This window comes from Erwinia sp. E_sp_B01_1 (assembly GCF_036865545.1).
Lineage (GTDB): Bacteria > Pseudomonadota > Gammaproteobacteria > Enterobacterales > Enterobacteriaceae > Erwinia.
This window is the reverse complement of record NZ_CP142208.1, coordinates 1577963-1598405: the sequence shown is the minus strand read 5'-3', so window position 1 is coordinate 1598405 and position 20443 is coordinate 1577963. Positions and strand designations below refer to the sequence as shown.

Sequence of the window (20443 nt, the reverse complement as noted above, 5' to 3'; positions counted from 1 at the left end):
CACGGATGCGGCAGACTTACCCCTTTACCGCCCGCCCCGGGCCTTTTGAATATCCCGCAAACGCTGCTTCTCTTCGTGCGCCATAAAGCGCCAGGCAATAAAGCCTACGATCCCCACCACAAACAGAATCAACGATGCCAGCGCATTGATTTCCGGATTCACCCCACGGCGCACGGTGGCAAAAATCTGCATTGGCAGCGTGGTCGCACCAGGGCCGGTGACAAAGCTGGAAATGACCAAATCATCCAGTGATAAGGTAAAGGCCAGCAGCCAGCCGGTGACGATTGCCGGGGCAATCATAGGGATGGTGATCACAAAGAAGACTTTCAACGGCGTGGCACCCAGATCCATCGCGGCTTCTTCTATTGAGCGATCCAACTCGCGCAGGCGCGAATTGATCACCACCGCCACGTAGGCGGTACAGAAAGTGACGTGGGCCAGCCAGATGGTCAGCATGCCACGGTCCGCAGGCCAGCCAAACGTATTTCCCATCGCCACAAACAGCAACAGCAGGGAAAGGCCGGTGATCACATCCGGCATAACCAGCGGCGCAGTCAGCATAAAGGCGAAACCGGTAGAGCCTTTGAAGCGACCAAAACGCACAATCACCACCGCAGCAATGGTCCCCAACACTGAGGCCGCAGTAGCAGCCAGGGCCGCAATTGTCAGGCTCAGCGTTACGGCGCTAATCATCGCATCATCGTGGAACAGCACGTTGTACCAGTGCAGCGAGAAGCTCTCCCACGCCGCCAGCTGGGACGAGTTAAACGAATAGATGACCAGCAGTGCCATCGGGGCGTACAGGAAGAAAAAGCACACCACCAGGATCGCAATACGCCACGGAGAACGGATAGTCGGTAACGTAGTCATTCCTTCTCCCCCAACTCTTTATTCTGGTGCTTGTGGAACCAGATAATCGGCAGGATCAAAATCAGCAAGATAATCACTGCCAGCGCGGATGCAACAGGCCAGTCACGGTTATTAAAGAACTCCTGCCAGAGCACACGGCCAATCATGATGCTGTCCGGCCCCCCCAGCAACTCAGGGATCACGTACTCTCCGACCGCCGGAATAAAGACCAGCATCGAACCGGCAATAATGCCGCCTTTGGTCAGCGGGACAATCACGCTGAAAAAGGTCTTCAACGGACGCGCTCCAAGATCCAGCGAGGCTTCCACCAGCGAATAATCAATTCTGGTTAACGCGGTATAGATAGGGAGCACCATAAACGGCAGATAGCAGTACACAATGCCAATATAGACCGCGAGATTGGTATAAAGGATCGCCACCGGATGGTCGATGACGCCCGTCCACATCAGAAAACGATTCAGCACGCCGTTGTCATTCAGGATCCCCATCCAGGCATAAACGCGCACCAGGAAAGAGGTCCATGAAGGCAGGATCACCAGCAACAGCAAAATGTTACGCGTGGAGGGTGCGCTGTGAGCCACTGCCCAGGCAAGAGGATAGCCAATCAGCAAACAGATCACCGTTGATATCGCCGCCACCTGCAGGGAGTGCAGATAGGCATCAATATATAAAGGATCGTCGGTCAGCGTGATGTAATTCCCCAGATTCATCACCATCGTCAGCTGGCCATCAGCCCAGGTGACCAGATCGGTGTAAGGGGGAATTGCACGCGCAATATCAGCAAAGCTGATTTTCAGCACGATTAAAAAAGGCAGCAGAAACAGCAGGATCAGCCACAGGTAAGGCAGCGCAATCACCAGCTTTCGCCCCTGCTTCATCTGCAGCCTGCCGAGGAACGCGCTGAGCGCGCCTGGCGGCCGGGTTGACGACCCGGTTTTTGAAGATTGTTGACTCATAACTCCCCCACTACACTGTCAGAACCACACAACTGTCCGCGTCCCAGCAGAGACGGACTTCATCTCCCCAGGTCGGCGCACCCTTGCGGAAGCGATGGGCATTCTGCAACTGGGCGCTGATCATCTGCCCGCTGTTCAGACGCACATGATAAATGGAGAGATCGCCCAGATAGGCGATGTGAACCACTTCACCCACGGCAAAGTTACAGCCATCCGCCGGGAACTCTTCACAGAGCATCACTTTTTCCGGACGCAGTGCGACGTGTACCGGCACGCCATCCACTACTGAGGTATCCGAATTCACTTTCAGCGGATGAATCAGGCCGGGGCTTTCAATCACCAGACCATCGGCCTGACGCTCGCGCGGCAGCCCTTCAAACAAATTCACCGAGCCGATAAACTCAGCGCTGTAGCGGGTAGTCGGATGCTCATAAATCTCTTCCGGCTCGCCAATCTGAACGAATTTGCCCCGGTTCATAATGGCGATCCGCCCGGCCATGGTCATCGCCTCTTCCTGGTCGTGAGTTACCATCACACAGGTGGCCCCCACGCGCTCAAGAATATCAACAACTTCATGCTGCATCCGGTCACGTAATTTCTTATCCAGCGCGCCCATCGGCTCATCCAGCAGCAGCAGCTTTGGTCGTTTCGCCAGACTGCGGGCCAGGGCCACACGCTGACGCTGACCGCCAGAAAGCTGGTGCGGCTTGCGTTTGGCAAACTCCTGCATATGCACCAGCGTCAGCATCTCGGCCACCCGGCTGGCAATCTCATCTTTCGGCAGGCGATCCTGCTTCAGACCAAAGGCGATATTCTGCTCCACGGTCATATGCGGAAAGAGCGCATAAGACTGGAACATCATATTAATCGGACGCTGATAGGGAGGGACGTGAGACAGATCCTGACCATCAAGCATAATCTGCCCGGACGTGGGGGGTTCGAAACCTGCCAGCATACGCAGCAACGTGGATTTCCCGCAGCCTGAAGCGCCCAGCAGCGCAAAGATTTCGCCCTGATAGATGGTCAGATTGACATCATCAACGGCGTGCTGCCCGTCAAAAGACTTGATAAGGTTGCGGATCTCAAGCAGAGGCTTCAGCGCCTTGCTCGCTTTAGATTGGGGGCGTGGGTTCGCGTCATTCACTACCATTACTCTCCGGCGCTGTGCAGAATACGGCCACCAGGCCATATAAAAGACAAAACAGAGGCTGGTTGCGCCTCTGTTGCTTGATCTAAAAGGAAGTCAGACTCGCCAGTTACTTACCACTTTTAACTTTAGTCCATGCACGCGTACGCACACGATCAAGTTTTGGATCCTGTACTTTCAGCACAAACAATTTCGCCATGGTGTCCGGCGTTGGGAAAATGCCCGGGTTGTTACGCACGTCTGCATTGATCAACGGAACTGAAGCCTTGTTGCCGTTGGCGTAGAACACCTTATTGGACACATCCGCAATCACTTTCGGCTCCATCATATAGTTGAGGAACTGATAGGCAGCATCCAGATTTTTAGCATCTTTAGGGATGGCAAACATATCGAAGAAGGCCAGCGCCCCCTCTTTCGGAATGCTGTAAGCGATGTCGACGCCATTTTTCGCTTCCACCGCACGATTTTTTGCCTGCAGGATGTCACCCGCCCAGCCGATTGCCACGCAGGTATTGCCGTTAGCCAGATCGTTGATGTACTGAGATGAGTGGAAGTAACGAATACTCGGGCGCAGTTTCAGCAGCAGATCGGTGGCCGCGCCTGAATAGTCTTTAGGATCGGAGCTGTTCGGATCCTTACCCAGATAGTTCAGAACGGTAGCGAAGATTTCTTCCGGTGCATCCAGGAATGAGACGCCGCAGCTTTTAAGTTTTTCGAGATTCTCTGGCTTCAGCACCAGATCCCAGCTGTCTACCGGCGCATCTTTACCCAGTGCCGCTTTAACTTTCTCAACGTTGTAGCCAATTCCGGTGGTTGCCCACAGGTACGGGATGGCGTACTTATTGCCCGGATCGTGCTGGTCCAGCTTCTTCAGCAGGTCCGGATCAAGGTTTTTGTAGTTAGGCAGTTTGCTCTTATCCAGAGGCTGGAAAACGCCGGACTGTAACTGACGGGCCAGGAAGCTGGAAGAAGGCACTACCACATCATAACCGGTGCTGCCGGCCATCAGTTTCCCTTCCAGCACTTCGTTGGAATCGAAAACGTCATACACCACTTTAATACCGCTCTCTTTTTCAAAGTTCGGCACGGTATCCGGCGAAATATAGTCTGACCAGTTATAAACATGCAGCGTCTTATCAGCAGCAGATGCCCCCGCAGAAACCGCCATCAACACGCCAGCAACCATAGCTGACAACCATTTCTTACGTTGGTTGAACATGTTTTCCATCCTTCTGAACAGGGATAATGACTACCTGAGGGTCAGGCTGCTCACAGCAGGCCCGCTGGCTCTACAATGAATGATTATTCACTGTGCTGTGAAATAGAAAAAACCTATACCCTTTGCGACGTTGCACGCTAAATGCAGCTTCGCAAGGATAGCCCCACTGCTCCCCCCAGGCCAGACCCTGGCGTAAAAAACGCCTTTTATCGATTTTTAATGCATGTTTCCTCTATGTGATACGCCAGACATGGCATAAACGGCGACTGATATGTGGCATTTAAGGGTAAAAAGCAGAATAAAAACTGGTTTTCGTCAGGGGGTCAGATTGGGCGCAGCTGTTTAAAGAGTCAGCAAATGGCGCAGGCATGAGGGTCGATCAGCGATCAACCCAGCCAGAAGAGGAGATATTTAGTGCAGCATCGAGGAGGAAGAGATGCTCTCGGAACGATTTTCGTCTTCATCCAGAATCAGGAGTTGATTGGCGAAGGCTTCCAGAACCACCATCGAGATCTGCTCTTCACTTTGCTTCATAAAGTGAACAAACTGCCCGTAAGTCAGCCCGGCAGTGACACACAGCGACTGACAGACAATCAGCTTCGGCAGATTATCATCCTGAATATCCACGAAAGCTTTTACCGTAAGGGAGCTGGCGTTGATCTGGGATAAATCACCCACCAGGGGGATTAATGCTGTGGGTTTGACCTCGGCCAGCGCTGAAAACAGAATGACGTTATCAACCAGATCGAGTTTGGCATCAAATACTCCGTCGAAATTCTGCATATGCGGCAGGTGGAGGGCCTGACAAGAGTCACACTCAAACCAGGTGATGCTTTGCTGATCCAGCCAACGTCGTATTACGTCAATATCTGGAACGACGAGTGAATCCATGTGATAGCTCTCATACCGCCTTAAAATTGCGCCCTAGCTTACGGAAAAAAGCCGGTAAACACCACGGCTGTGACAGAAATAAGCTCTCACCCACCGGTTTTCAGACTGAAGCCGGGACGGGCCTGTTCTTCTGTCCAGGCGATCATCATCCCGGCAATATCCAGACCTGTTGCTTTCTCAATGCCTTCCAGGCCCGGTGAAGCGTTGACTTCCATTACCAGAGGGCCGCGCGTCGCGCGTAAAATATCCACACCGGCAACGTCCAGACCCAGAGTGGCAGCCGCATTGATGGCCATTTCGCGTTCCCGTCCGGTGATTTCAATACTGCGGGCCGTGCCACCCCGGTGAAGATTTGAACGAAAATCGCCCTCTTTTGCCACGCGCTCAATGGCCGCTACCACTTCGCCACCAATAACCAGACAACGAACATCCCGGCCATTGGCCTCTTTGATGAACTCCTGCACCAGAATATGCGCATTCAGGCCCCGAAAAGCATCGATCACACTTTCCGCCGCCTGGCGCGTTTCCGCCAGCACCACGCCAATTCCCTGCGTGCCTTCAACCAGCTTCACCACCAGCGGCGCACCCCCGACCATCTCAATCAGGTCGCTGGTGTCGTCAGGTGAGTGAGCAAAGCCGGTGACGGGCATATCAATGCCCTGCCGGGCGAGCAGTTGCAGTGAGCGAAGCTTGTCGCGGGCACGGGTAATGGCCACCGACTCATTGAGTGGATAGCTGCCACAGAGTTCAAACTGCCGGAGCACGGCGGTGCCATAGAAGGTGATAGCCGGACCAATACGGGGGATCACTGCATCAAAATGCGCCAGTTTCCTGCCACGATAGTGGATAGCGGATGAGCCGGGGTTGATATTCATATAACAGGAGAGCGGATCGATCACTTCAATGCTGTGACCGCGCAGTCGCGCGGCCTCAATCAGGCGTTTACAGGAATAGAGCGAACTATCCCGGGAAAGAATCGCTATCTTCACCAGCTGCCTCCGGAGAGTTTACCGCGTTGCCCAACCCTGCCGATGCAGGTAGTCCAGCATAAACGGGCGGCTTTCTTTGATAATGGTTTTCTGGATATGTTCACTCCAGCTCTCACGGCGTGGGTTACTCTCACGCGAGAGATAATATTCTTCCTGCTCACCGTCATAGGCAGCAAGCACCTGAGGATCGACAGGCTGGTACTGATTTTCGTGAACCAGCATCGCTGCCGGCATGCGCGGCTTAAGTTGAGGAGACTGAGCTGGCCAGCCGAGGCAAAGGCCAAACAGCGGCAGGACATATTCAGGCAGGCCAAGCAGTTCGGTCACTTCAGCGATGCTGTTACGGATGCCGCCGATAAACACGCCGCCCAGCCCCAGGGATTCTGCTGCTACCATTGCGTTTTGCCCCATCAGAGCAGTATCGACACAGCCCAGCAGCAGCTGTTCTGCCAGGCCCAGTTTAGCCTCAGGGCAAATCTGCAGATGGCGGTTGAAATCTGCGCAGAACACCCAGAATTCAGCGGCTTTTCCGACATATTGCTGTCCGCCGGTCAGGCCAACCAGTTTTTCACGCAGCGTTTTATCGGTAATGCGAATAATAGAAGAACACTGTAAAAAACTGGAGCTGGACGCGGACTGGGCAGCCGCCAGAATCGCCTCACGCTGAGGATCCTCAATCTGCTGTTCGGTAAAGGCCCGAATGGATCGGTGCGAGCAAAGGAGCTCAATGGTCGGCGTCATGCTTATCTCCTGGGGATTTTCCGTCACGTTTGACGTTAAAAAGGTCCGGCGCCATCGCTTTGGCCGTGCGCCACATCATCACTGTCGCGGCAGGAAGCATCAGGGCAATCCCGGCAAATATCATGACGGTGGCGGCCAGCGGGCCGGTAAAAGGTGCTGGCAAGGGTAGCATCTGATGCAGCGTGAAGTAAGAGAGCACCAGCAGAATTCCGCCTACCCCCTCCAGTACCAGTAAGGTTTTCGGTATACGACTAAAAGCTTGCACAGCGACTCTCCTTTAACGGGATACCTGACTGCCGGTAAGAAAAGGCCCGGAAGTCTCTGCATAGCCTGCACGAATCAGATCAACAGGTAATTCCTTCTTCCCTTCCCCAGTTGAAGCGGGCATCATATCCGCCAATAGCAGATAAGTTGTGATGTGTATCACATAAATCCCGACCTTTGAGGAGAAACCTATGTTTGCAGTAATCTTTGGGCGTCCAGGCTGTCCTTACTGTGTCCGTGCGAAAGAACTGGCTGAAAAACTCACTGAAGAACGTGAAGATTTTAACTTCCGTTATATTGATATTCACGCCGAAGGCATCACCAAGGCTGACCTGGAAAAAACCGTTGGCAAGCCGGTAGAAACCGTGCCACAGATTTTCCTGGATCAAAACCACATCGGTGGATGCACAGACTTCGAAGCCTATGCGAAAGCTAATCTGGGCCTGTTCCAGTAAGCTCCGGGCAAACTGCTGCTGAAAAGTAGCGGCTGTCTGAACAAAAAAGGTCGATAATATCGGCCTTTTTTATTGCCTGAAATTCACCCTGCACCCTGAACGCTCTGTATATTTTACACTGTACCAATCGGCCTGCTTAGCCTTAGTCAGTGAACCGCGAAACTGGGCTGACAGTGAGCAAGCTATTCAGCATTTCCCCTCAGAGCATCAATGCAAGTCGCCCGGCATAAATCAGAATGGCTCCTTATTTCCCCACAGCGTTCTCAGTAACATGATCAGTAATGCGCCCGAGCCGCACCAGAATATTGCGCTGGTAATAAAAGCTAACTCCTGTAACAAAGACCCCTGCTCTGCCAGAGAAATATGGAGCCCCAGCAGCACCAGAGGCGTTGCCAGAAACGCGCCCGCCAGCGCCACTGTCAGAGGAGCCTCTCTGGAGGTCAGCGCCGCAATGGCACCGGGTACGCCAAACATTAGCAGCCCCAGCCGGGGTTTGGTCTGCATAATACTGTCGAGGTTCATTTCATAACGCACGGCCACAAAAACGAGGCAGTAAAGGACAAAACAGGCAATGACACCCGTCCATGACATCCCTTTAAATACCATAGGAACTTCTCCCGGCTATGTTTTTAAGATAAAAACTGAAAGAGTGCCGATACAACGTCGCGGCTGTTGCTGGTTGAAAGAATGAAAAAAACATCTTGAAGAGTCTTAATTAAGACTCAGGGCTGAAATTCGCGGTAGTGGCGGAATATTGCCGCTGCTCTGCTGGCAGCGAAGTGAATATAGAATAAATTCCGATTCACTTCAACAAGTTACTGGTAAACAGGACGTTACATCACACCCCTAAAAGTCGCGGAGTTGTTAAAATGAAAAGACACCGTGTTTAGGGCTGGTGTGGCAAGTGAAGTAAGCTGCGGTTTTATAAGAACATTCTTAATTAAACGCCGGGCTGTTTTTTCATTGTTTTACGCTGAACGCGTCAAAAAAAATATTTTTTCCCTTTCGAGAACTTTTATATTCTCGTGCAGTCCTAATTAGTGCCACTGCTTTTCTTTGAAATCCCTAAATTGCGGAGCCCGTTAATCTGATGATTAGCGGGTTTTTTTCTTTTAAGTCCCCTACCCGACGCTCTTCTCCTCTCTTAATGTTTCCTTAACCCCTGTTAAGTATCCTGGCACTCAGATCCTCTTATTCATCTGGTAGCCATAAAAATGCCATCAATTCTTAACAAATCCCAAACCATTCGCCTGATTCGGAGCGAGACTATTTATCTTCTGCCCCGCCGCTTCTATCTTGTGCAGCTGATCTTACTGGCCGTCACCGGGCTGATTTTAACCTGGCTATCCCGTCACGAAGCCTGGGATATCGCGCTTACCAGAGTCTGGTATGACCCGGTAACACAGCAATTCCCGTGGAAAGATAATCGCTGGCTGGATCTGATCAATCACCGGCTGCTTAAAGACCTCGTAATTGGGCTGACGCTGTCAGCCTTATTTAAAGGGCTTTTTAATCGCAATCCCCGACTGGTGTTAGTCGCTCTGCTGGTCGGCATCGGTCCGGCGGTTGTCGGGATCCTGAAGGCGACCAGTGCTCATTCGTGCCCGTGGGATTTGATTGAATTTGGCGGTAAGGCCGTCTCATATCCGTTGTTCTCAGCGGTGCCTGCCGACAGTGGACCCGGCCGCTGCTTTCCTGGTGGCCATGCGTCCAGTGGATTTGGGGTTATGGCGCTGTTTTTCTGGTTCTGGCCACGCAGGCCGACTCTGGCCTGGGCCTGCTTTGCTCTGGGAGCCACGCTGGGAATGCTGATGGGCTATGGCCAGTTAATGCGGGGGGCACATTTCCTCTCGCACAATTTATGGGCTGGCTGGTGGGTTTGGCTTAGCCAGTGTTTAACTTTTTGGTGCGTCTCGCACCTGCTGAACAAGACGAGGAATGATTAACGATGGAAGAGCTGAACCGGACGCTGTTTCTGTGGATAAATGCCACCCCTGAATCGCCGGGCTGGCTGATTTCGCTGGCGACATTTATTGCCCGCGACCTGATTGCGATAGCGCCTCTTGCCGTGGTGGCTATGTGGCTGTGGGGATCAGATCGACAGTTGGGAACGCAGCGCACGCTGGTATTGAAGACCGGGATTGCGCTGGCCTATGCCCTGACCATCTCCTGGTGCATCGGTAATCTGTTTCCTCACGCCCGGCCATTCGTGGTGGGACTGGGTCATCAGTTTCTTCCTCATGCGCCAGATGATTCCTACCCGAGCGATCACGGCACCGCAATCTTTACCTTCGCTATCGCTTTTCTCTGCTGGCACCGTGTCTGGTCCGGAGCGATCCTGATGGGAGTCAGCCTGGCTATTGCCTGGTCACGAATCTATCTTGGCGTTCACTGGCCTGCGGATATGCTGGGCGGCCTGCTGGTAGGAGGACTTTCCTGCCTGTTTGCTGAGGTCGCCTGGTATTTCTGTGGCCGGCGTTTATTACAGAATATTTCCTCCCTTTATCGTCTGGTGTTTGCTGTGCCGATTCGTAAAGGCTGGGTACGTAATTAGTATGTTGTTAATACGGCCTGCTTTTAAGAAGGAAAATAACGGTTAAATAACATTCCGATTTATTGCGCAACACGATAGCCGATTTAAAATATTTCTCTGTCGTGTTGCGCAAATCCTGTAAAAAAGAACTCCCCCTCACGCACAAACAAATTAAATCAATGATTTAAAACAAAAAAAATTCCGTTCTGGACTTTTTCATACCCAACCGAACAATATTTAACCAATGAAATCAGTAAAATGACCAGTGAAAAAAACCATTCTAAAGGCTTAACAGCAGAATATTGAACGTCGTTAAAATAGCCTTACAACACATAGCTCTGATAATTATTTCAATGTTGTGATTCGGATCGCCAGAAATTGATTTTCTTCCCCTTCCTTCTTCGATTTCAGATGGTAAAGTGTCGCCCACTCCTGGAGAGCCATAAATTAAAAAGTGCCCGTCTGGTTATTTCTTATCCGGCACCTTTACTTTACTGTTTTTAATCTGGAGATCATGATGAATTCATCCAAAACGGCAACCCTGCCGCTGACGGGGGCGCAAGACGCCGCCTCGTGGCGTAAAAGCGATACGATGTGGATGCTGGGCCTGTACGGTACGGCCATCGGTGCTGGCGTTCTGTTCCTGCCTATCAATGCCGGGATTGGCGGCCTGATCCCACTGATCATTATGGCGTTGCTCGCTTTCCCGATGACGTTCTTCGCCCACCGTGGCCTGTGCCGTTTTGTCTTGTCAGGGCGAAAAGTGGGGGAAGATATCACCGGTGTGGTGGAGGAGCATTTTGGTGCAGGTGCGGGTAAGCTGCTCACCCTGCTCTACTTCTTTGCCATTTACCCGATATTGCTGGTCTACAGCGTGGCGATCACCAATACGGTTGAAAGCTTTATGACGCATCAGCTTCATCTGCAGGCCCCGCCAAGAGCGCTGCTGGCGTTGATCCTGATTGTTGGCCTGATGATGATTGTGCGATTCGGCAAAGAGATGATCGTGAAGACCATGAGCGTACTGGTCTACCCGTTCGTACTGGTACTGATGGCGCTGGCGCTGTTTTTGATCCCTCACTGGAACAGCTCGATTTTCCATAATGTCAGCCTGGCGGGCAGCGGGAACGGCCTGTGGATGACCCTGTGGCTCGCCATTCCGGTGATGGTGTTCTCTTTTAACCACTCCCCAATCATCTCAGCTTTTGCAGTAGCTAAACGCGAAGAGTATGGCGAAGAAGCAGAAAGGAAATGCTCAAGGATCCTCGCCCGCAGTCATCTGATGATGGTGATAACGGTGATGTTCTTCGTGTTCAGCTGCGTACTGAGTCTGTCGCCGGAGAATCTGGCAGAGGCGAAAGCCCAAAACATCTCAATTTTGTCCTATCTGGCTAACCATTTTGATACACCGCTTATGGCCTGGATGGCACCCATCATCGCCATGGTGGCGATCACTAAATCCTTCCTGGGCCACTATCTCGGGGCGCGCGAAGGCTTTAACGGGCTGATTGTGAAATCGCTGGGTGAGAAAGGTAAAGCGTTACCGGAATCCCGACTGAACCGCATCACCGCCATCTTTATGCTGATCACCACCTGGCTGGTAGCGACCCTGAATCCCAGTATTCTGGGAATGATCGAAACTCTGGGTGGACCGGTCATTGCCGTTCTGCTGTTCCTGATGCCGATGTATGCCATCAACAAAGTGCCTGCGATGCGCAAGTACAGCGGTAAAATCAGCAACCTCTTTGTGGTGCTGCTGGGTCTGATTGCTATTTCAGCAATAGCTTATGATTTGGTAGCCTGATCGAAAAGGGGGCGAATTTTCGCCCCCTTTTGCGGGTCCTGACTTCGGTCGACCCCGCCTGTTTCAATCCTGCTCCAGCCCGCTTATCAAACCAGCCTGGTTCAGATTGTCAGGAAAACCATTTCCCAAACCAGCCGGTCATCTTCATCATCACAAAATCCCACATCCGGCTTAAGAATCCGCCTTCATTTACCTCTTCCATCACCACCAGCGGACGCTGTTCAACAGTTTTGCCGTCAAGCTGGAAATTAATGGTCCCCACCACCTGATTTTTCTTCAGCGGCGCAGTAAGTTGAGGCTGAGACAGCGTGAAGCTGGCCTTGAGATTTTTGATCTGCCCTTTCGGCAACGTAATGGCGGCATCCTTAGCAACCCCCAGATTGACCTCTTTCTTATCCCCGAACCAGACGCGCTGGGTCGAAAACGGCTTATCCGCCTTGATAGGGGTAATGGTTTCATAGAACCGGAAACCCCAGGTAAGCAGTTTTTCACTCTCGCGGAAGCGAATCCCATCCGTTGCAGCCCCCAGCACCACTGAAATCAGACGCTGATCCCCGCTCACTGCGGAGGCGACCAGATTGTTTCCGGCGCCAGCGGTATGGCCCGTTTTGATGCCGTCGACCTGCAGGTTAGTGCTCCACAACAGCCGGTTGCGATTATGCTGACGGATGCGGTTGAAGGTGAACTCTTTCTCTTTATGTAGCGCATACTCTTCCGGAACATCGCGGATCAGCGCCTGACCAATCAGGGCCATGTCCCTTGCCGTACTGTACTGCCCTTCGGAATCCAGCCCGTGTACCGTTTTGAAATGGGTATTTTTCAGCCCCAATGCCTGAACATAGTTGTTCATCAACCCCACAAAGGAATCCTGGCTACCGGCGACATAATCTGCCAGTGCAATACTGGCGTCATTACCAGACTGGATAATAATTCCTTTGTTGAGTTCTGAAACAGGGATGCGATCTCCGGGCTTAAGAAACATCAGAGAGGAACCCTGCAGGATCGGATTGCCCGTAGCCCAGGCATCTTTACCTACGGTCACCATATCGTCGTTGGTGATTTTTTTAGCCTTAAGCGCCTGCCCCACCACGTAACTGGCCATCATTTTTGTCAGGCTTGCCGGGTCAAGACGGTCATCAGCATGTGATTCCGTCAGCACTTTCCCGCTGTTGTAGTCGAGTAATATCCAGGATTTGGCTTCAATCTGAGGAGGTGCAGGCGCTTCTTCAGCTCTGGCTGAGAGCGTGACCAGTAAACATGAGGTAGCGGTCACAGTGATGACGCGGGTGGAGAGCAGCGATTTCTTCATGGCGAGACCCAAGTATCCATTTGAAAGGTAAATATTTTCGAAGCGTGACGGGCGGAAACCCTGCTACGCTAACGTTTTCCGGCCGTAAAAAGAACAGCATTACTGTAAAGTTATTCAGAGTTTATTAGATAAATCTGGGATATGTCCTGATGTTGCGGTTTTTTTAGCCTGCTTGCGCTACTGAAACCAGGATAAATTCCGATTTTTCGCAGATCAGTTAAGCCAGTCACAAAATCCCGCTAACCTGAACAAAGTTTTTCTGAGGAGTCTGAAGATGGATTTAGCGCTGTTTGATCTGGATGAAACGTTGATAAGTGAGGACAGTACCGGACTGTGGCTACGCTGGCTGGTATCCCAGGGCTTTGCTCCGGCAGAGCTGATAGAGCAGGAACAGGCGTTAATGGCCCAGTACTATCAGGGATCTTTGTCGATGGAGGAGTATATGGCGACCACACTCTCCCCCCTGACAGGCAGGGGTACGCTGACGGTTTCCGGCTGGGTCAGGCGCTTTATTCAGCGTGATATCCTGCCCCGCGTCTATCCCTCAGCCCGCGAAAAAATGGCGTGGCATCAAGAGCGTGGAGATACGGTGATGGTGGTCTCTGCCAGTGGTGAACATCTTGTCGTCCCGATTGCTGAGCAGCTTGGTGCCCACGGCGCACTGGCTATTGGCGTGGAAATTGTTGATGACCGCTACAGTGGACTGACCTACGGCACCATGACCTACAGGGAAGGTAAAGTAACCCGTCTGAATGACTGGCTGGCGATTCAGAATAACAGTGCTTTCGCGAAAACCTGGGCATACAGCGACTCCATGAACGACCTGCCGCTGCTGGAACATGCTGACCATGCGCACGTTATCAATCCCGCTGAACCACTGCATCAACTGGCGCAGCAGCGTGGCTGGGAAGTCTGTCGCTGGGAAAGGTGATGGCATACCTGTCGTGTTGTAACGGGTTCTGACGCTCTGTACAGGGTAAGCCGGCCGGAAGCTTACCCTGGTTTAAACGATTTTATGCCGTTTGCTCTGTTATTTCTCCAGACCGATCTTAAGCAGTTTGCCGTCTGACTCATCAGTCAGCACATAAAGATAGCCATCCGGCCCCATGCGCACATCCCGTATCCGTTCGCCGCGATCTTTGAGCAACCGCTCTTTTTCTTCCACCTTATCGCCATTTATCGTCAGGTGAATCAGGCTTTGGTCTTTTAATGCGCCAATGAACAGCGAATTTTTCCATTCAGGGAAGCGCGTGCCGTTGTAGAAGGCCATGCCGCTGAGTGCCGGGGAGACTTTCCACCAGAATAGTGGCTGCTCGGTTCCCGCCACCTTTTCCCCCGTCGAACCGGGCACTTTTGCTCCGCTGTAATCAATGCCATACGTCGCTAACGGCCAGCCATAATTTTTCCCTTTTCCGGCAATATTGACTTCGTCCCCTCCACGCGGGCCGTGCTCGCTTTCCCACATTTGCTGCGTCCGGGTGTTAAATGCCAGTCCCTGAGGATTGCGCACGCCATAACTCCAGATTTCGCTCCTGGCGCCCTGTTTACCCACAAAAGGATTATCTTCAGGAATGCTGCCATCCCCCTTGAGACGAATCACTTTACCGGTCAGCGCGCCCAGGTCCTGAGAGGACTCAGCCTGGAAATTATCGCCAAAGGTGATGAACAGATAACCCTTATCATCAAAGGCCAGACGGGAGCCCAGATTAGCGCCGCTGGAGAGCTGAGGTTGCTGGCGGAGAATAACTTTAAAGTCAGTCAGTTGAGTGGCATCCCTGCTCAGGGTTCCGTATCCGACAACAGCCCCTGCGCGGCCTGCCTCATCGGCTTCGGTATAGGTCAGCCAGACGCGGCGGTTCTGGCTGAAGTCCGGCGCCAGCACGACATCCAGTAAACCACCCTGCCGCTGCGCCCATACCTTCGGCACGCCAGCAACCGGATCGGACAACCCCTTGCCCTGCTGCCAGTGGCGCAATTGCCCTGAACGTTCAGTAATCAACATGCCCTGATTGTCCGGCAGAAACGCCACGGCCCAGGGGTGATCCAACCCTTTTTGTAACTGTTCCACGCTGACCTTTTCAGCCAGCACAGGCTGGGCCATCAACATCGAACCAGCCAGTAAACACAATGAAAATAGACGAGGCATGCCTGCTCTCCGGAGTGAGGATGTCCGTTAAACTTAGTGAAACGTGCTGAAAAAGGCGCTGTTTTTACAAAACATTAAGCGTCGCAGGTGCCGTGACGCTTTTAGCACAAGTAAAGATGTTACTTATACGAAGCGTATTCCGTTTCCTGTTTAATCGTTAGAATCAGATAAAGTGTTGAGGTAGAATTGGCCTTCTGGTAAGCCTTACACCGGACTGGAGAATGAGATGAAAAAACAAAATACCCTGACCTACATTATGACTGCTCTGCTTGCCTTTGTGGGAACACAAGGTGAACCCGCGCTCAGTGAAAGCAAAGCTGAAAGTCATATCAGGAATCAGGTTTCCAGTTTTGGCGATACGCTGAATCTCACCGAGATTCTTGAATTGCTGGAAGGAATCAAAGCTTCTTCTCAACATATTTATTCCCAGCTTCTCACGCTGGGTGATTCTGATTTCGGCAGGGCTGAGCAACTGGCAATGGAATTCCGGGGCACGGTAGCTGCTGATTATGTAGTTATGGCTGGGATGGTCTCGCTGATTCAACGCCAGCTTGAAGTTACCACTTCTGAAGAAGTCGTAACCTGCTATAAAGCACTTCAGGCGGCTACAACGGCGGCAAAAAGCCTCCTTCATCTGACAGACCAGATAACTGCTGATACCGAAAGCATTGTTACTTCGGTCGACCCGGTAGCAATGCGCCATCTCTTGTCTGTTGGGAATCAGGCCGCAAACCAAATTCATTGATCAGGGAGTGAAGCAATGACAAAGGTTACAGTCGATTATAATGCCGAGACTTTGTCGCAATTTTTCACCCCTGCATTTATCAAATATCCTCAGTTAAAAGCGCAGCTACTTTCCGACTTCAGGCTATACAAAGAACAATGTGCCCGATCGGTGCTTTTTGGCCGCGATGTGCAGTTTGATTTTCCTGCGCAATACCGTGACAGTCAGGTTTGGCATATTCACCTTGATCTTTCAGGCAACGATTTCAACGGTCAGCGTCGTCAATTCAGACGAACAAGTAACGATTATCTTATCTATACTTTTGGCTTCAGCGACGAGTATCACTTCAGCTTGCTGGCTGTAATCTCACCTGACGCACATAAAAAGATGTCGGGACAGGATACTCGCTTACTTAGTTACTTTTCCCAAATTGCGAATAACTTCCGTGACAGGAACTGAAATCGGTCCCTCCTCATTTTCCAGAGAATCTCCCTGGTCTTAATATTGCTATATAAATCCTGCTCAGAGATGGGTAAAATCCCGCGCAAAATTGCTGTGCTAAACAGGTAAGTCATGTCGCAAAATACAACAACGGCACCACGAGTCGGATTCGTCTCTTTAGGCTGCCCCAAAAACCTCGTCGATTCAGAACGCATCCTCACTGAACTGAGAATTGAAGGCTACGAAGTCGTGCCGCGCTACGACGATGCTGAAATCGTCATCGTTAACACCTGCGGATTTATCGACAGCGCGGTACAGGAATCGCTGGAAGCGATCGGTGAAGCACTGAATGAAAACGGAAAAGTGATCGTTACCGGTTGCCTGGGCGCAAAAGAAAACCAGATCCGTGAAGTGCATCCCAAAGTGCTGGAGATCACCGGGCCGCACAGCTATGAGCAGGTGCTGTCGCACGTGCATCAATATGTTCCCAAGCCTGCGCACAATCCCTTCCTGAGTTTGGTGCCGGAACAGGGCGTGAAGCTGACGCCACGTCACTATGCTTATCTGAAAATTTCCGAAGGCTGCAACCATCGCTGCACCTTCTGCATCATTCCTTCCATGCGTGGCGATCTCGACAGCCGCCCGATCGGTTCAGTGCTGGATGAAGCGAAACGCCTGGCCGAATCTGGCGTAAAAGAGCTGCTGGTCATTTCGCAGGATACTTCTGCTTACGGCGTGGATGTAAAGCACCGTACCGGTTTCTGGAACGGATCGCCGGTGAAAACCAGCATGGTCAGCTTGTGTGAGCAACTGGGTAAACTCGGCGTATGGGTGCGTCTGCATTATGTCTACCCTTACCCGCATGTGGATGACGTGATCCCACTGATGGCGGAAGGTAAAATTCTGCCTTATCTGGATATTCCTCTGCAGCACGCCAGCCCGCGCATTCTTAAATTGATGAAACGTCCGGGCGCCGTTGAGCGCACGCTGGAACGCATCAAACGCTGGCGCACAATTTGCCCGGATCTGACGCTGCGTTCGACTTTTATTGTCGGCTTCCCAGGTGAAACCGAAGAAGATTTCCAGATGCTGCTCGACTTCCTGAAAGAGGCGCGTCTGGATCGTGTGGGATGTTTCCGCTACAGCCCGGTTGAAGGCGCTGGCGCAAACGATCTGCCGGATCAGATCCCGGAGTCCGTGAAGGACGAGCGTTACGATCGCTTTATGCAACTCCAGCAGACCATCTCTGCTGAACGGCTGCAGGAAAAAATCGGCCGTGAAATTCTGGTGATTATCGATGAAGTGGATGAAGAAGGCGCGATTGGCCGCAGCATGGCGGATGCCCCTGAAATCGACGGTTCGGTTTATCTGAACGGTGAGAAAACGCTGAAGCCTGGCGACGTTGTCCGCGTGAAGGTGGATAACGCCGACGAATATGACCTCTGGGCGACAAAAATCTAAGCGTTATTTTACTGGCCGCCTGCCCTTCCGGCGGCCAGAATCTGCAAAATCTGCTGCTTTCACTGTCCACCATCAGGGTTTCCATACAACCCCCCAGGCAACATACATCCGCTTTTGTCCTGTTCAGACACGGGTTCTTTTGCCCGGTCAGCTGTACTGCTTCTGATGCTGTTTCTTGCGGCGAAGATAATCTTCATCGGCGCGAAGCTTATCCCAGCAGGTTTTGAAAATAGCGGCGGCGGCGGCCTTCTCTTCGTTCACCTCATAAGGCAACAGCTCGCGGTCAACGCCGTATTTCTTACCGCCTTTATGGTTGGCATAGCGCCTGGCTCGCGTGTAACCCATCTGAATAAACTTGCGGGCCATATCCATGCCCACGAAATCATCCGCTTTGCGATAATCTTCGAACATCTGCATGATTTTTTTCGACGATTCTTCGGCAATGGCTGGCGTCTTAAAACGCCAGTGTGGCAGTATTTCCGCTTTATAGGGCTCGACACTCAGCACCCCCTGCTCTCCTCGCCCCACCTGATAAAGTTCAGGATGCTGGCGAAAATCAATATTTTTGAAATCCTGTTGATAATCGAACTCTTTCATCGCCTGCTCCTGGTCATTCAGGTTTTCAGTTTAGGATCCAGCGCATCGCGTAACCCGTCACCCAACAGATTGAAGGCCAACACGGTCAGGAAAATCGCCAGGCTTGGGAAGATGGCCACATGCGGCGCCATCACCATATCCGCGCGAGCTTCATTCAACATTGCGCCCCATTCCGGCGTCGGCGGCTGTGCGCCAAGACCCAGAAATGAGAGGCTGGCAGCAGTGATAATTGATGTTCCAATACGCATAGTAAAATAGACCACAATTGAGGAGATAGTCCCCGGCAGAATATGGCGCATCACGATGGTGAAATCAGAGGCGCCAATGCTGCGGGCTGACTCAATAAAGGTCATATGCTTCAGCACCAGCGTGTTACCCCGCACCAGGCGGGCGAAAGCCGGAATACTGAAGATGGCTACGGCAATGATCACATTAGACATACCGGAACCCATGATCGCCACCACGGCAATCGCCAGCAGGATCCCCGGAAAGGCAAACAGCACGTCGCTGATGCGCATGATAATCCGATCCCACCAGCCTTCGTAATAGCCTGCCAGCAGCCCCAGCACCGAACCTATTGCCGCGCCGATGGCTACGGAAAAGAAACCGGAAATCAGCGACAGGCGGGTGCCCAGCAGCACGCGGCTGAAAATGTCCCGCCCCAGAGAGTCCACGCCGAACCAGTGCATCGACGAAGGCCCTTCAGTGAGCCTGTCGTAGTCAAAATAGTTCTCCGCATCGAAGGGCGCCAGCCAGGGAGCAAGCACCGCGACCAGGATCAACAGCAGCACAAACGCCCCGGCTATCATCGCCACGGGTTGCCGACGGAATCGACGCCAGAATTCACCCCAGGGCGTCCGCACGCGGTTTATCGTTGGCATCGCGGACAGTGCCGCGCTACGTCGCCAGTTTTTCATCGCGAGTCCTTATTTGTAACGTATCGCGGGGTTGATGGCGGCATACAACATATCCACAACCAGGTTGATAAGAATAAATTCCAGCGAGAACAGCAGCACTTCTGCCTGCACCACCGGGTAATCGCGCATCTCTACCGAGTCCACCAGCAGCCGTCCCAGACCGGGCCAGTTAAAGACCACTTCAACCACAATTGAGCCTCCCAACAGGAAGCCGAACTGCAGGCCCATCATGGTCACCACCGGGATCATTGCGTTGCGTAAACCGTGTTTCACCACCACCAGGGTTTCACGCACGCCTTTGGCTCGCGCGGTACGCATATAATCTTCCTGCATCACCTCGACAAAGGAGGCTCGGGTGAAGCGAGCCATCACTGCCGCTACTGCCGCACCCAGGGTGATGGAGGGTAAAATATAGTGCTTCCAGCTGTCCGCCCCAACCGTGGGCAGCCAGCCTAACTCTACGGAAAAGACCTGCATCAGCAACATCCCCAGCGCAAAGGCCGGGAAGGAGATGCCGGAGACCGCCAGGGTCATGCCGATGCGGTCAGGCCAGCGATTACGCCACACGGCAGAGATAATGCCGATGGTCATGCCGAAGATAACCGACCACAGCATGCTGCTGAGCGTCAGCCACAGGGTGGGGAAAAAGCGCGCGGCAATCTCGCCCGAGACGGGGCGTTTAGAGACCATCGACTGACCAAAATCGCCCTGCAGGGCGTTGATGATAAAGTGCCAGAACTGCTGGATAAGAGGCTGATCGAGTCCGAGTTGCTGGCGTACCATCGCTACCACTGTGGCATCAGCTTCCGGTCCGGCAATCAGACGAGCCGGATCGCCCGGCAACATATGTACAAACAGGAACACCAGCACCGCCACAATCAGCAGCGTGGGGATCAGTCCCAGTAATCGTCGGATAAAATAGTTGAGCATGCGTTTTCCTGCGCCTCAGACAGCCGCGCCTCCCGTGAGAGAGGCGCGA

General features: G+C 52.5%; 22 protein-coding genes. 8 read left to right on the top strand and 14 right to left on the bottom strand.

Annotated elements, in window-relative coordinates; translation table 11 throughout:
* Nucleotides 1–24 precede the first annotated feature (24 nt).
* The 8 genes from potI to VRC33_RS07735 all read right to left on the bottom strand — a co-directional run bounded on the left by potI (nucleotide 25) and on the right by VRC33_RS07735 (nucleotide 7078).
* Complete coding sequence (potI, locus tag VRC33_RS07770) at nucleotides 25–870, bottom strand: putrescine ABC transporter permease PotI (RefSeq protein WP_338562518.1); 846 nt, start codon at nucleotides 868–870, stop codon at nucleotides 25–27.
* On the bottom strand, nucleotides 867–1826 hold the full coding sequence (gene potH / locus VRC33_RS07765) for a putrescine ABC transporter permease PotH (RefSeq protein WP_338576958.1): 960 nt from the start codon (nucleotides 1824–1826) through the stop codon (nucleotides 867–869). The genes potI and potH overlap by 4 nt, the downstream gene beginning before the upstream one ends.
* Before the next feature lie 10 nt (nucleotides 1827–1836).
* Nucleotides 1837–2970 carry a putrescine ABC transporter ATP-binding subunit PotG gene (gene potG, locus VRC33_RS07760; RefSeq protein ID WP_338564152.1) on the bottom strand — a complete coding sequence of 378 codons (1134 nt, stop codon included), beginning with the start codon at nucleotides 2968–2970 and terminating at the stop codon, nucleotides 1837–1839.
* Between the two features lie 112 nt (nucleotides 2971–3082).
* Nucleotides 3083–4192: a spermidine/putrescine ABC transporter substrate-binding protein PotF gene (gene potF / locus VRC33_RS07755; RefSeq protein ID WP_338562513.1), complete on the bottom strand. Its 1110-nt coding sequence runs from the start codon at nucleotides 4190–4192 to the stop codon at nucleotides 3083–3085.
* Between the two features lie 411 nt (nucleotides 4193–4603).
* Nucleotides 4604–5083 carry a YbjN domain-containing protein gene (locus tag VRC33_RS07750; protein ID WP_338562511.1) on the bottom strand — a complete coding sequence of 160 codons (480 nt, stop codon included), beginning with the start codon at nucleotides 5081–5083 and terminating at the stop codon, nucleotides 4604–4606.
* A gap of 86 nt (nucleotides 5084–5169) precedes the next feature.
* Nucleotides 5170–6072 carry a 30S ribosomal protein S6--L-glutamate ligase gene (rimK, locus tag VRC33_RS07745; RefSeq protein ID WP_338562509.1) on the bottom strand — a complete coding sequence of 301 codons (903 nt, stop codon included), beginning with the start codon at nucleotides 6070–6072 and terminating at the stop codon, nucleotides 5170–5172.
* An 18-nt stretch (nucleotides 6073–6090) separates the two neighbouring features.
* A complete protein-coding gene (gene nfsA, locus VRC33_RS07740; RefSeq protein ID WP_338562507.1) occupies nucleotides 6091–6813 on the bottom strand; it encodes an oxygen-insensitive NADPH nitroreductase in 723 nt (240 codons plus the stop codon).
* Entirely contained in the window at nucleotides 6797–7078 is a 282-nt protein-coding gene (locus tag VRC33_RS07735; protein ID WP_338562504.1) for a YbjC family protein, read from the bottom strand. The genes nfsA and VRC33_RS07735 overlap by 17 nt, the downstream gene beginning before the upstream one ends.
* Nucleotides 7079–7268: 190 nt before the next feature.
* Between VRC33_RS07735 and VRC33_RS07730 the strand changes: the two genes are divergently transcribed.
* Nucleotides 7269–7532 carry a GrxA family glutaredoxin gene (locus VRC33_RS07730; RefSeq protein WP_338562501.1) on the top strand — a complete coding sequence of 88 codons (264 nt, stop codon included), beginning with the start codon at nucleotides 7269–7271 and terminating at the stop codon, nucleotides 7530–7532.
* A 231-nt stretch (nucleotides 7533–7763) separates the two neighbouring features.
* Here the strand turns inward: VRC33_RS07730 and ybjM are convergent, their stop codons facing one another.
* Nucleotides 7764–8138, bottom strand: coding sequence for an inner membrane protein YbjM (gene ybjM / locus VRC33_RS07725; RefSeq protein ID WP_338562499.1), 375 nt, complete (start codon nucleotides 8136–8138; stop codon nucleotides 7764–7766).
* A 608-nt stretch (nucleotides 8139–8746) separates the two neighbouring features.
* Here ybjM and VRC33_RS07720 point away from each other — a divergent pair.
* The 3 genes from VRC33_RS07720 (at nucleotide 8747) to VRC33_RS07710 (ending at nucleotide 11869) form a co-directional block, all read left to right on the top strand.
* A complete protein-coding gene (locus VRC33_RS07720; RefSeq protein ID WP_338562497.1) occupies nucleotides 8747–9478 on the top strand; it encodes a phosphatase PAP2 family protein in 732 nt (243 codons plus the stop codon).
* 2 nt (nucleotides 9479–9480) lie between these two features.
* Complete coding sequence (gene ybjG, locus VRC33_RS07715) at nucleotides 9481–10086, top strand: undecaprenyl-diphosphate phosphatase (protein WP_338562495.1); 606 nt, start codon at nucleotides 9481–9483, stop codon at nucleotides 10084–10086.
* A gap of 496 nt (nucleotides 10087–10582) precedes the next feature.
* Nucleotides 10583–11869 carry an HAAAP family serine/threonine permease gene (locus VRC33_RS07710; protein ID WP_338564149.1) on the top strand — a complete coding sequence of 429 codons (1287 nt, stop codon included), beginning with the start codon at nucleotides 10583–10585 and terminating at the stop codon, nucleotides 11867–11869.
* A 109-nt stretch (nucleotides 11870–11978) separates the two neighbouring features.
* On the opposite strand, the gene VRC33_RS07705 is transcribed toward VRC33_RS07710, so the two are convergent.
* Entirely contained in the window at nucleotides 11979–13178 is a 1200-nt protein-coding gene (locus tag VRC33_RS07705) for a serine hydrolase (protein WP_338562493.1), read from the bottom strand.
* 274 nt (nucleotides 13179–13452) lie between these two features.
* Between VRC33_RS07705 and VRC33_RS07700 the strand changes: the two genes are divergently transcribed.
* Nucleotides 13453–14109 (top strand): HAD family hydrolase, encoded by a 657-nt coding sequence (locus tag VRC33_RS07700; protein ID WP_338562491.1) that lies wholly within the window; start codon nucleotides 13453–13455, stop codon nucleotides 14107–14109.
* A 99-nt stretch (nucleotides 14110–14208) separates the two neighbouring features.
* Here VRC33_RS07700 and VRC33_RS07695 read toward each other — a convergent pair whose 3' ends face one another.
* Nucleotides 14209–15324: a PQQ-dependent sugar dehydrogenase gene (locus VRC33_RS07695; RefSeq protein WP_338562488.1), complete on the bottom strand. Its 1116-nt coding sequence runs from the start codon at nucleotides 15322–15324 to the stop codon at nucleotides 14209–14211.
* A 226-nt stretch (nucleotides 15325–15550) separates the two neighbouring features.
* Between VRC33_RS07695 and VRC33_RS07690 the strand changes: the two genes are divergently transcribed.
* The 3 genes from VRC33_RS07690 to rimO all read left to right on the top strand — a co-directional run bounded on the left by VRC33_RS07690 (nucleotide 15551) and on the right by rimO (nucleotide 17950).
* Complete coding sequence (locus VRC33_RS07690; protein WP_338562486.1) at nucleotides 15551–16069, top strand: hypothetical protein; 519 nt, start codon at nucleotides 15551–15553, stop codon at nucleotides 16067–16069.
* Between the two features lie 15 nt (nucleotides 16070–16084).
* The gene (locus VRC33_RS07685; RefSeq protein ID WP_338562484.1) at nucleotides 16085–16507 is read left to right on the top strand and encodes a type II toxin-antitoxin system YafO family toxin; all 423 of its coding nucleotides are present in this window, start codon (nucleotides 16085–16087) and stop codon (nucleotides 16505–16507) included.
* Between the two features lie 114 nt (nucleotides 16508–16621).
* Entirely contained in the window at nucleotides 16622–17950 is a 1329-nt protein-coding gene (gene rimO / locus VRC33_RS07680) for a 30S ribosomal protein S12 methylthiotransferase RimO (RefSeq protein WP_338562481.1), read from the top strand.
* A 147-nt stretch (nucleotides 17951–18097) separates the two neighbouring features.
* On the opposite strand, the gene VRC33_RS07675 is transcribed toward rimO, so the two are convergent.
* The 3 genes from VRC33_RS07675 to gsiC are packed head-to-tail and all read right to left on the bottom strand — an operon-like array spanning nucleotide 18098 to nucleotide 20394.
* The gene (locus VRC33_RS07675; protein ID WP_338562478.1) at nucleotides 18098–18547 is read right to left on the bottom strand and encodes a DUF4385 domain-containing protein; all 450 of its coding nucleotides are present in this window, start codon (nucleotides 18545–18547) and stop codon (nucleotides 18098–18100) included.
* Between the two features lie 17 nt (nucleotides 18548–18564).
* Nucleotides 18565–19464: a glutathione ABC transporter permease GsiD gene (gene gsiD, locus VRC33_RS07670; RefSeq protein WP_338562476.1), complete on the bottom strand. Its 900-nt coding sequence runs from the start codon at nucleotides 19462–19464 to the stop codon at nucleotides 18565–18567.
* Between the two features lie 9 nt (nucleotides 19465–19473).
* Complete coding sequence (gene gsiC / locus VRC33_RS07665; RefSeq protein ID WP_338562473.1) at nucleotides 19474–20394, bottom strand: glutathione ABC transporter permease GsiC; 921 nt, start codon at nucleotides 20392–20394, stop codon at nucleotides 19474–19476.
* Nucleotides 20395–20443 lie beyond the last annotated feature (49 nt).

What these genes read in the sequence shown, in the direction of transcription:
- VRC33_RS07695 (WP_338562488.1), bottom strand. Translation starts at nt 15,324, where the DNA reads ATGCCTCGTCTATTTTCATTGTGTTTACTGGCTGGTTCGATGTTGATG.
- nfsA (WP_338562507.1), bottom strand. Translation starts at nt 6,813, where the DNA reads ATGACGCCGACCATTGAGCTCCTTTGCTCGCACCGATCCATTCGGGCC.
- VRC33_RS07710 (WP_338564149.1), top strand. Translation starts at nt 10,583, where the DNA reads ATGAATTCATCCAAAACGGCAACCCTGCCGCTGACGGGGGCGCAAGAC.
- rimO (WP_338562481.1), top strand. Translation starts at nt 16,622, where the DNA reads ATGTCGCAAAATACAACAACGGCACCACGAGTCGGATTCGTCTCTTTA.
- VRC33_RS07705 (WP_338562493.1), bottom strand. Translation starts at nt 13,178, where the DNA reads ATGAAGAAATCGCTGCTCTCCACCCGCGTCATCACTGTGACCGCTACC.
- gsiD (WP_338562476.1), bottom strand. Translation starts at nt 19,464, where the DNA reads ATGAAAAACTGGCGACGTAGCGCGGCACTGTCCGCGATGCCAACGATA.
- VRC33_RS07690 (WP_338562486.1), top strand. Translation starts at nt 15,551, where the DNA reads ATGAAAAAACAAAATACCCTGACCTACATTATGACTGCTCTGCTTGCC.
- ybjM (WP_338562499.1), bottom strand. Translation starts at nt 8,138, where the DNA reads ATGGTATTTAAAGGGATGTCATGGACGGGTGTCATTGCCTGTTTTGTC.
- VRC33_RS07685 (WP_338562484.1), top strand. Translation starts at nt 16,085, where the DNA reads ATGACAAAGGTTACAGTCGATTATAATGCCGAGACTTTGTCGCAATTT.
- VRC33_RS07720 (WP_338562497.1), top strand. Translation starts at nt 8,747, where the DNA reads ATGCCATCAATTCTTAACAAATCCCAAACCATTCGCCTGATTCGGAGC.
- ybjG (WP_338562495.1), top strand. Translation starts at nt 9,481, where the DNA reads ATGGAAGAGCTGAACCGGACGCTGTTTCTGTGGATAAATGCCACCCCT.
- VRC33_RS07750 (WP_338562511.1), bottom strand. Translation starts at nt 5,083, where the DNA reads ATGGATTCACTCGTCGTTCCAGATATTGACGTAATACGACGTTGGCTG.
- VRC33_RS07730 (WP_338562501.1), top strand. Translation starts at nt 7,269, where the DNA reads ATGTTTGCAGTAATCTTTGGGCGTCCAGGCTGTCCTTACTGTGTCCGT.
- VRC33_RS07675 (WP_338562478.1), bottom strand. Translation starts at nt 18,547, where the DNA reads ATGAAAGAGTTCGATTATCAACAGGATTTCAAAAATATTGATTTTCGC.
- gsiC (WP_338562473.1), bottom strand. Translation starts at nt 20,394, where the DNA reads ATGCTCAACTATTTTATCCGACGATTACTGGGACTGATCCCCACGCTG.
- VRC33_RS07700 (WP_338562491.1), top strand. Translation starts at nt 13,453, where the DNA reads ATGGATTTAGCGCTGTTTGATCTGGATGAAACGTTGATAAGTGAGGAC.
- potH (WP_338576958.1), bottom strand. Translation starts at nt 1,826, where the DNA reads ATGAGTCAACAATCTTCAAAAACCGGGTCGTCAACCCGGCCGCCAGGC.
- potI (WP_338562518.1), bottom strand. Translation starts at nt 870, where the DNA reads ATGACTACGTTACCGACTATCCGTTCTCCGTGGCGTATTGCGATCCTG.
- potF (WP_338562513.1), bottom strand. Translation starts at nt 4,192, where the DNA reads ATGTTCAACCAACGTAAGAAATGGTTGTCAGCTATGGTTGCTGGCGTG.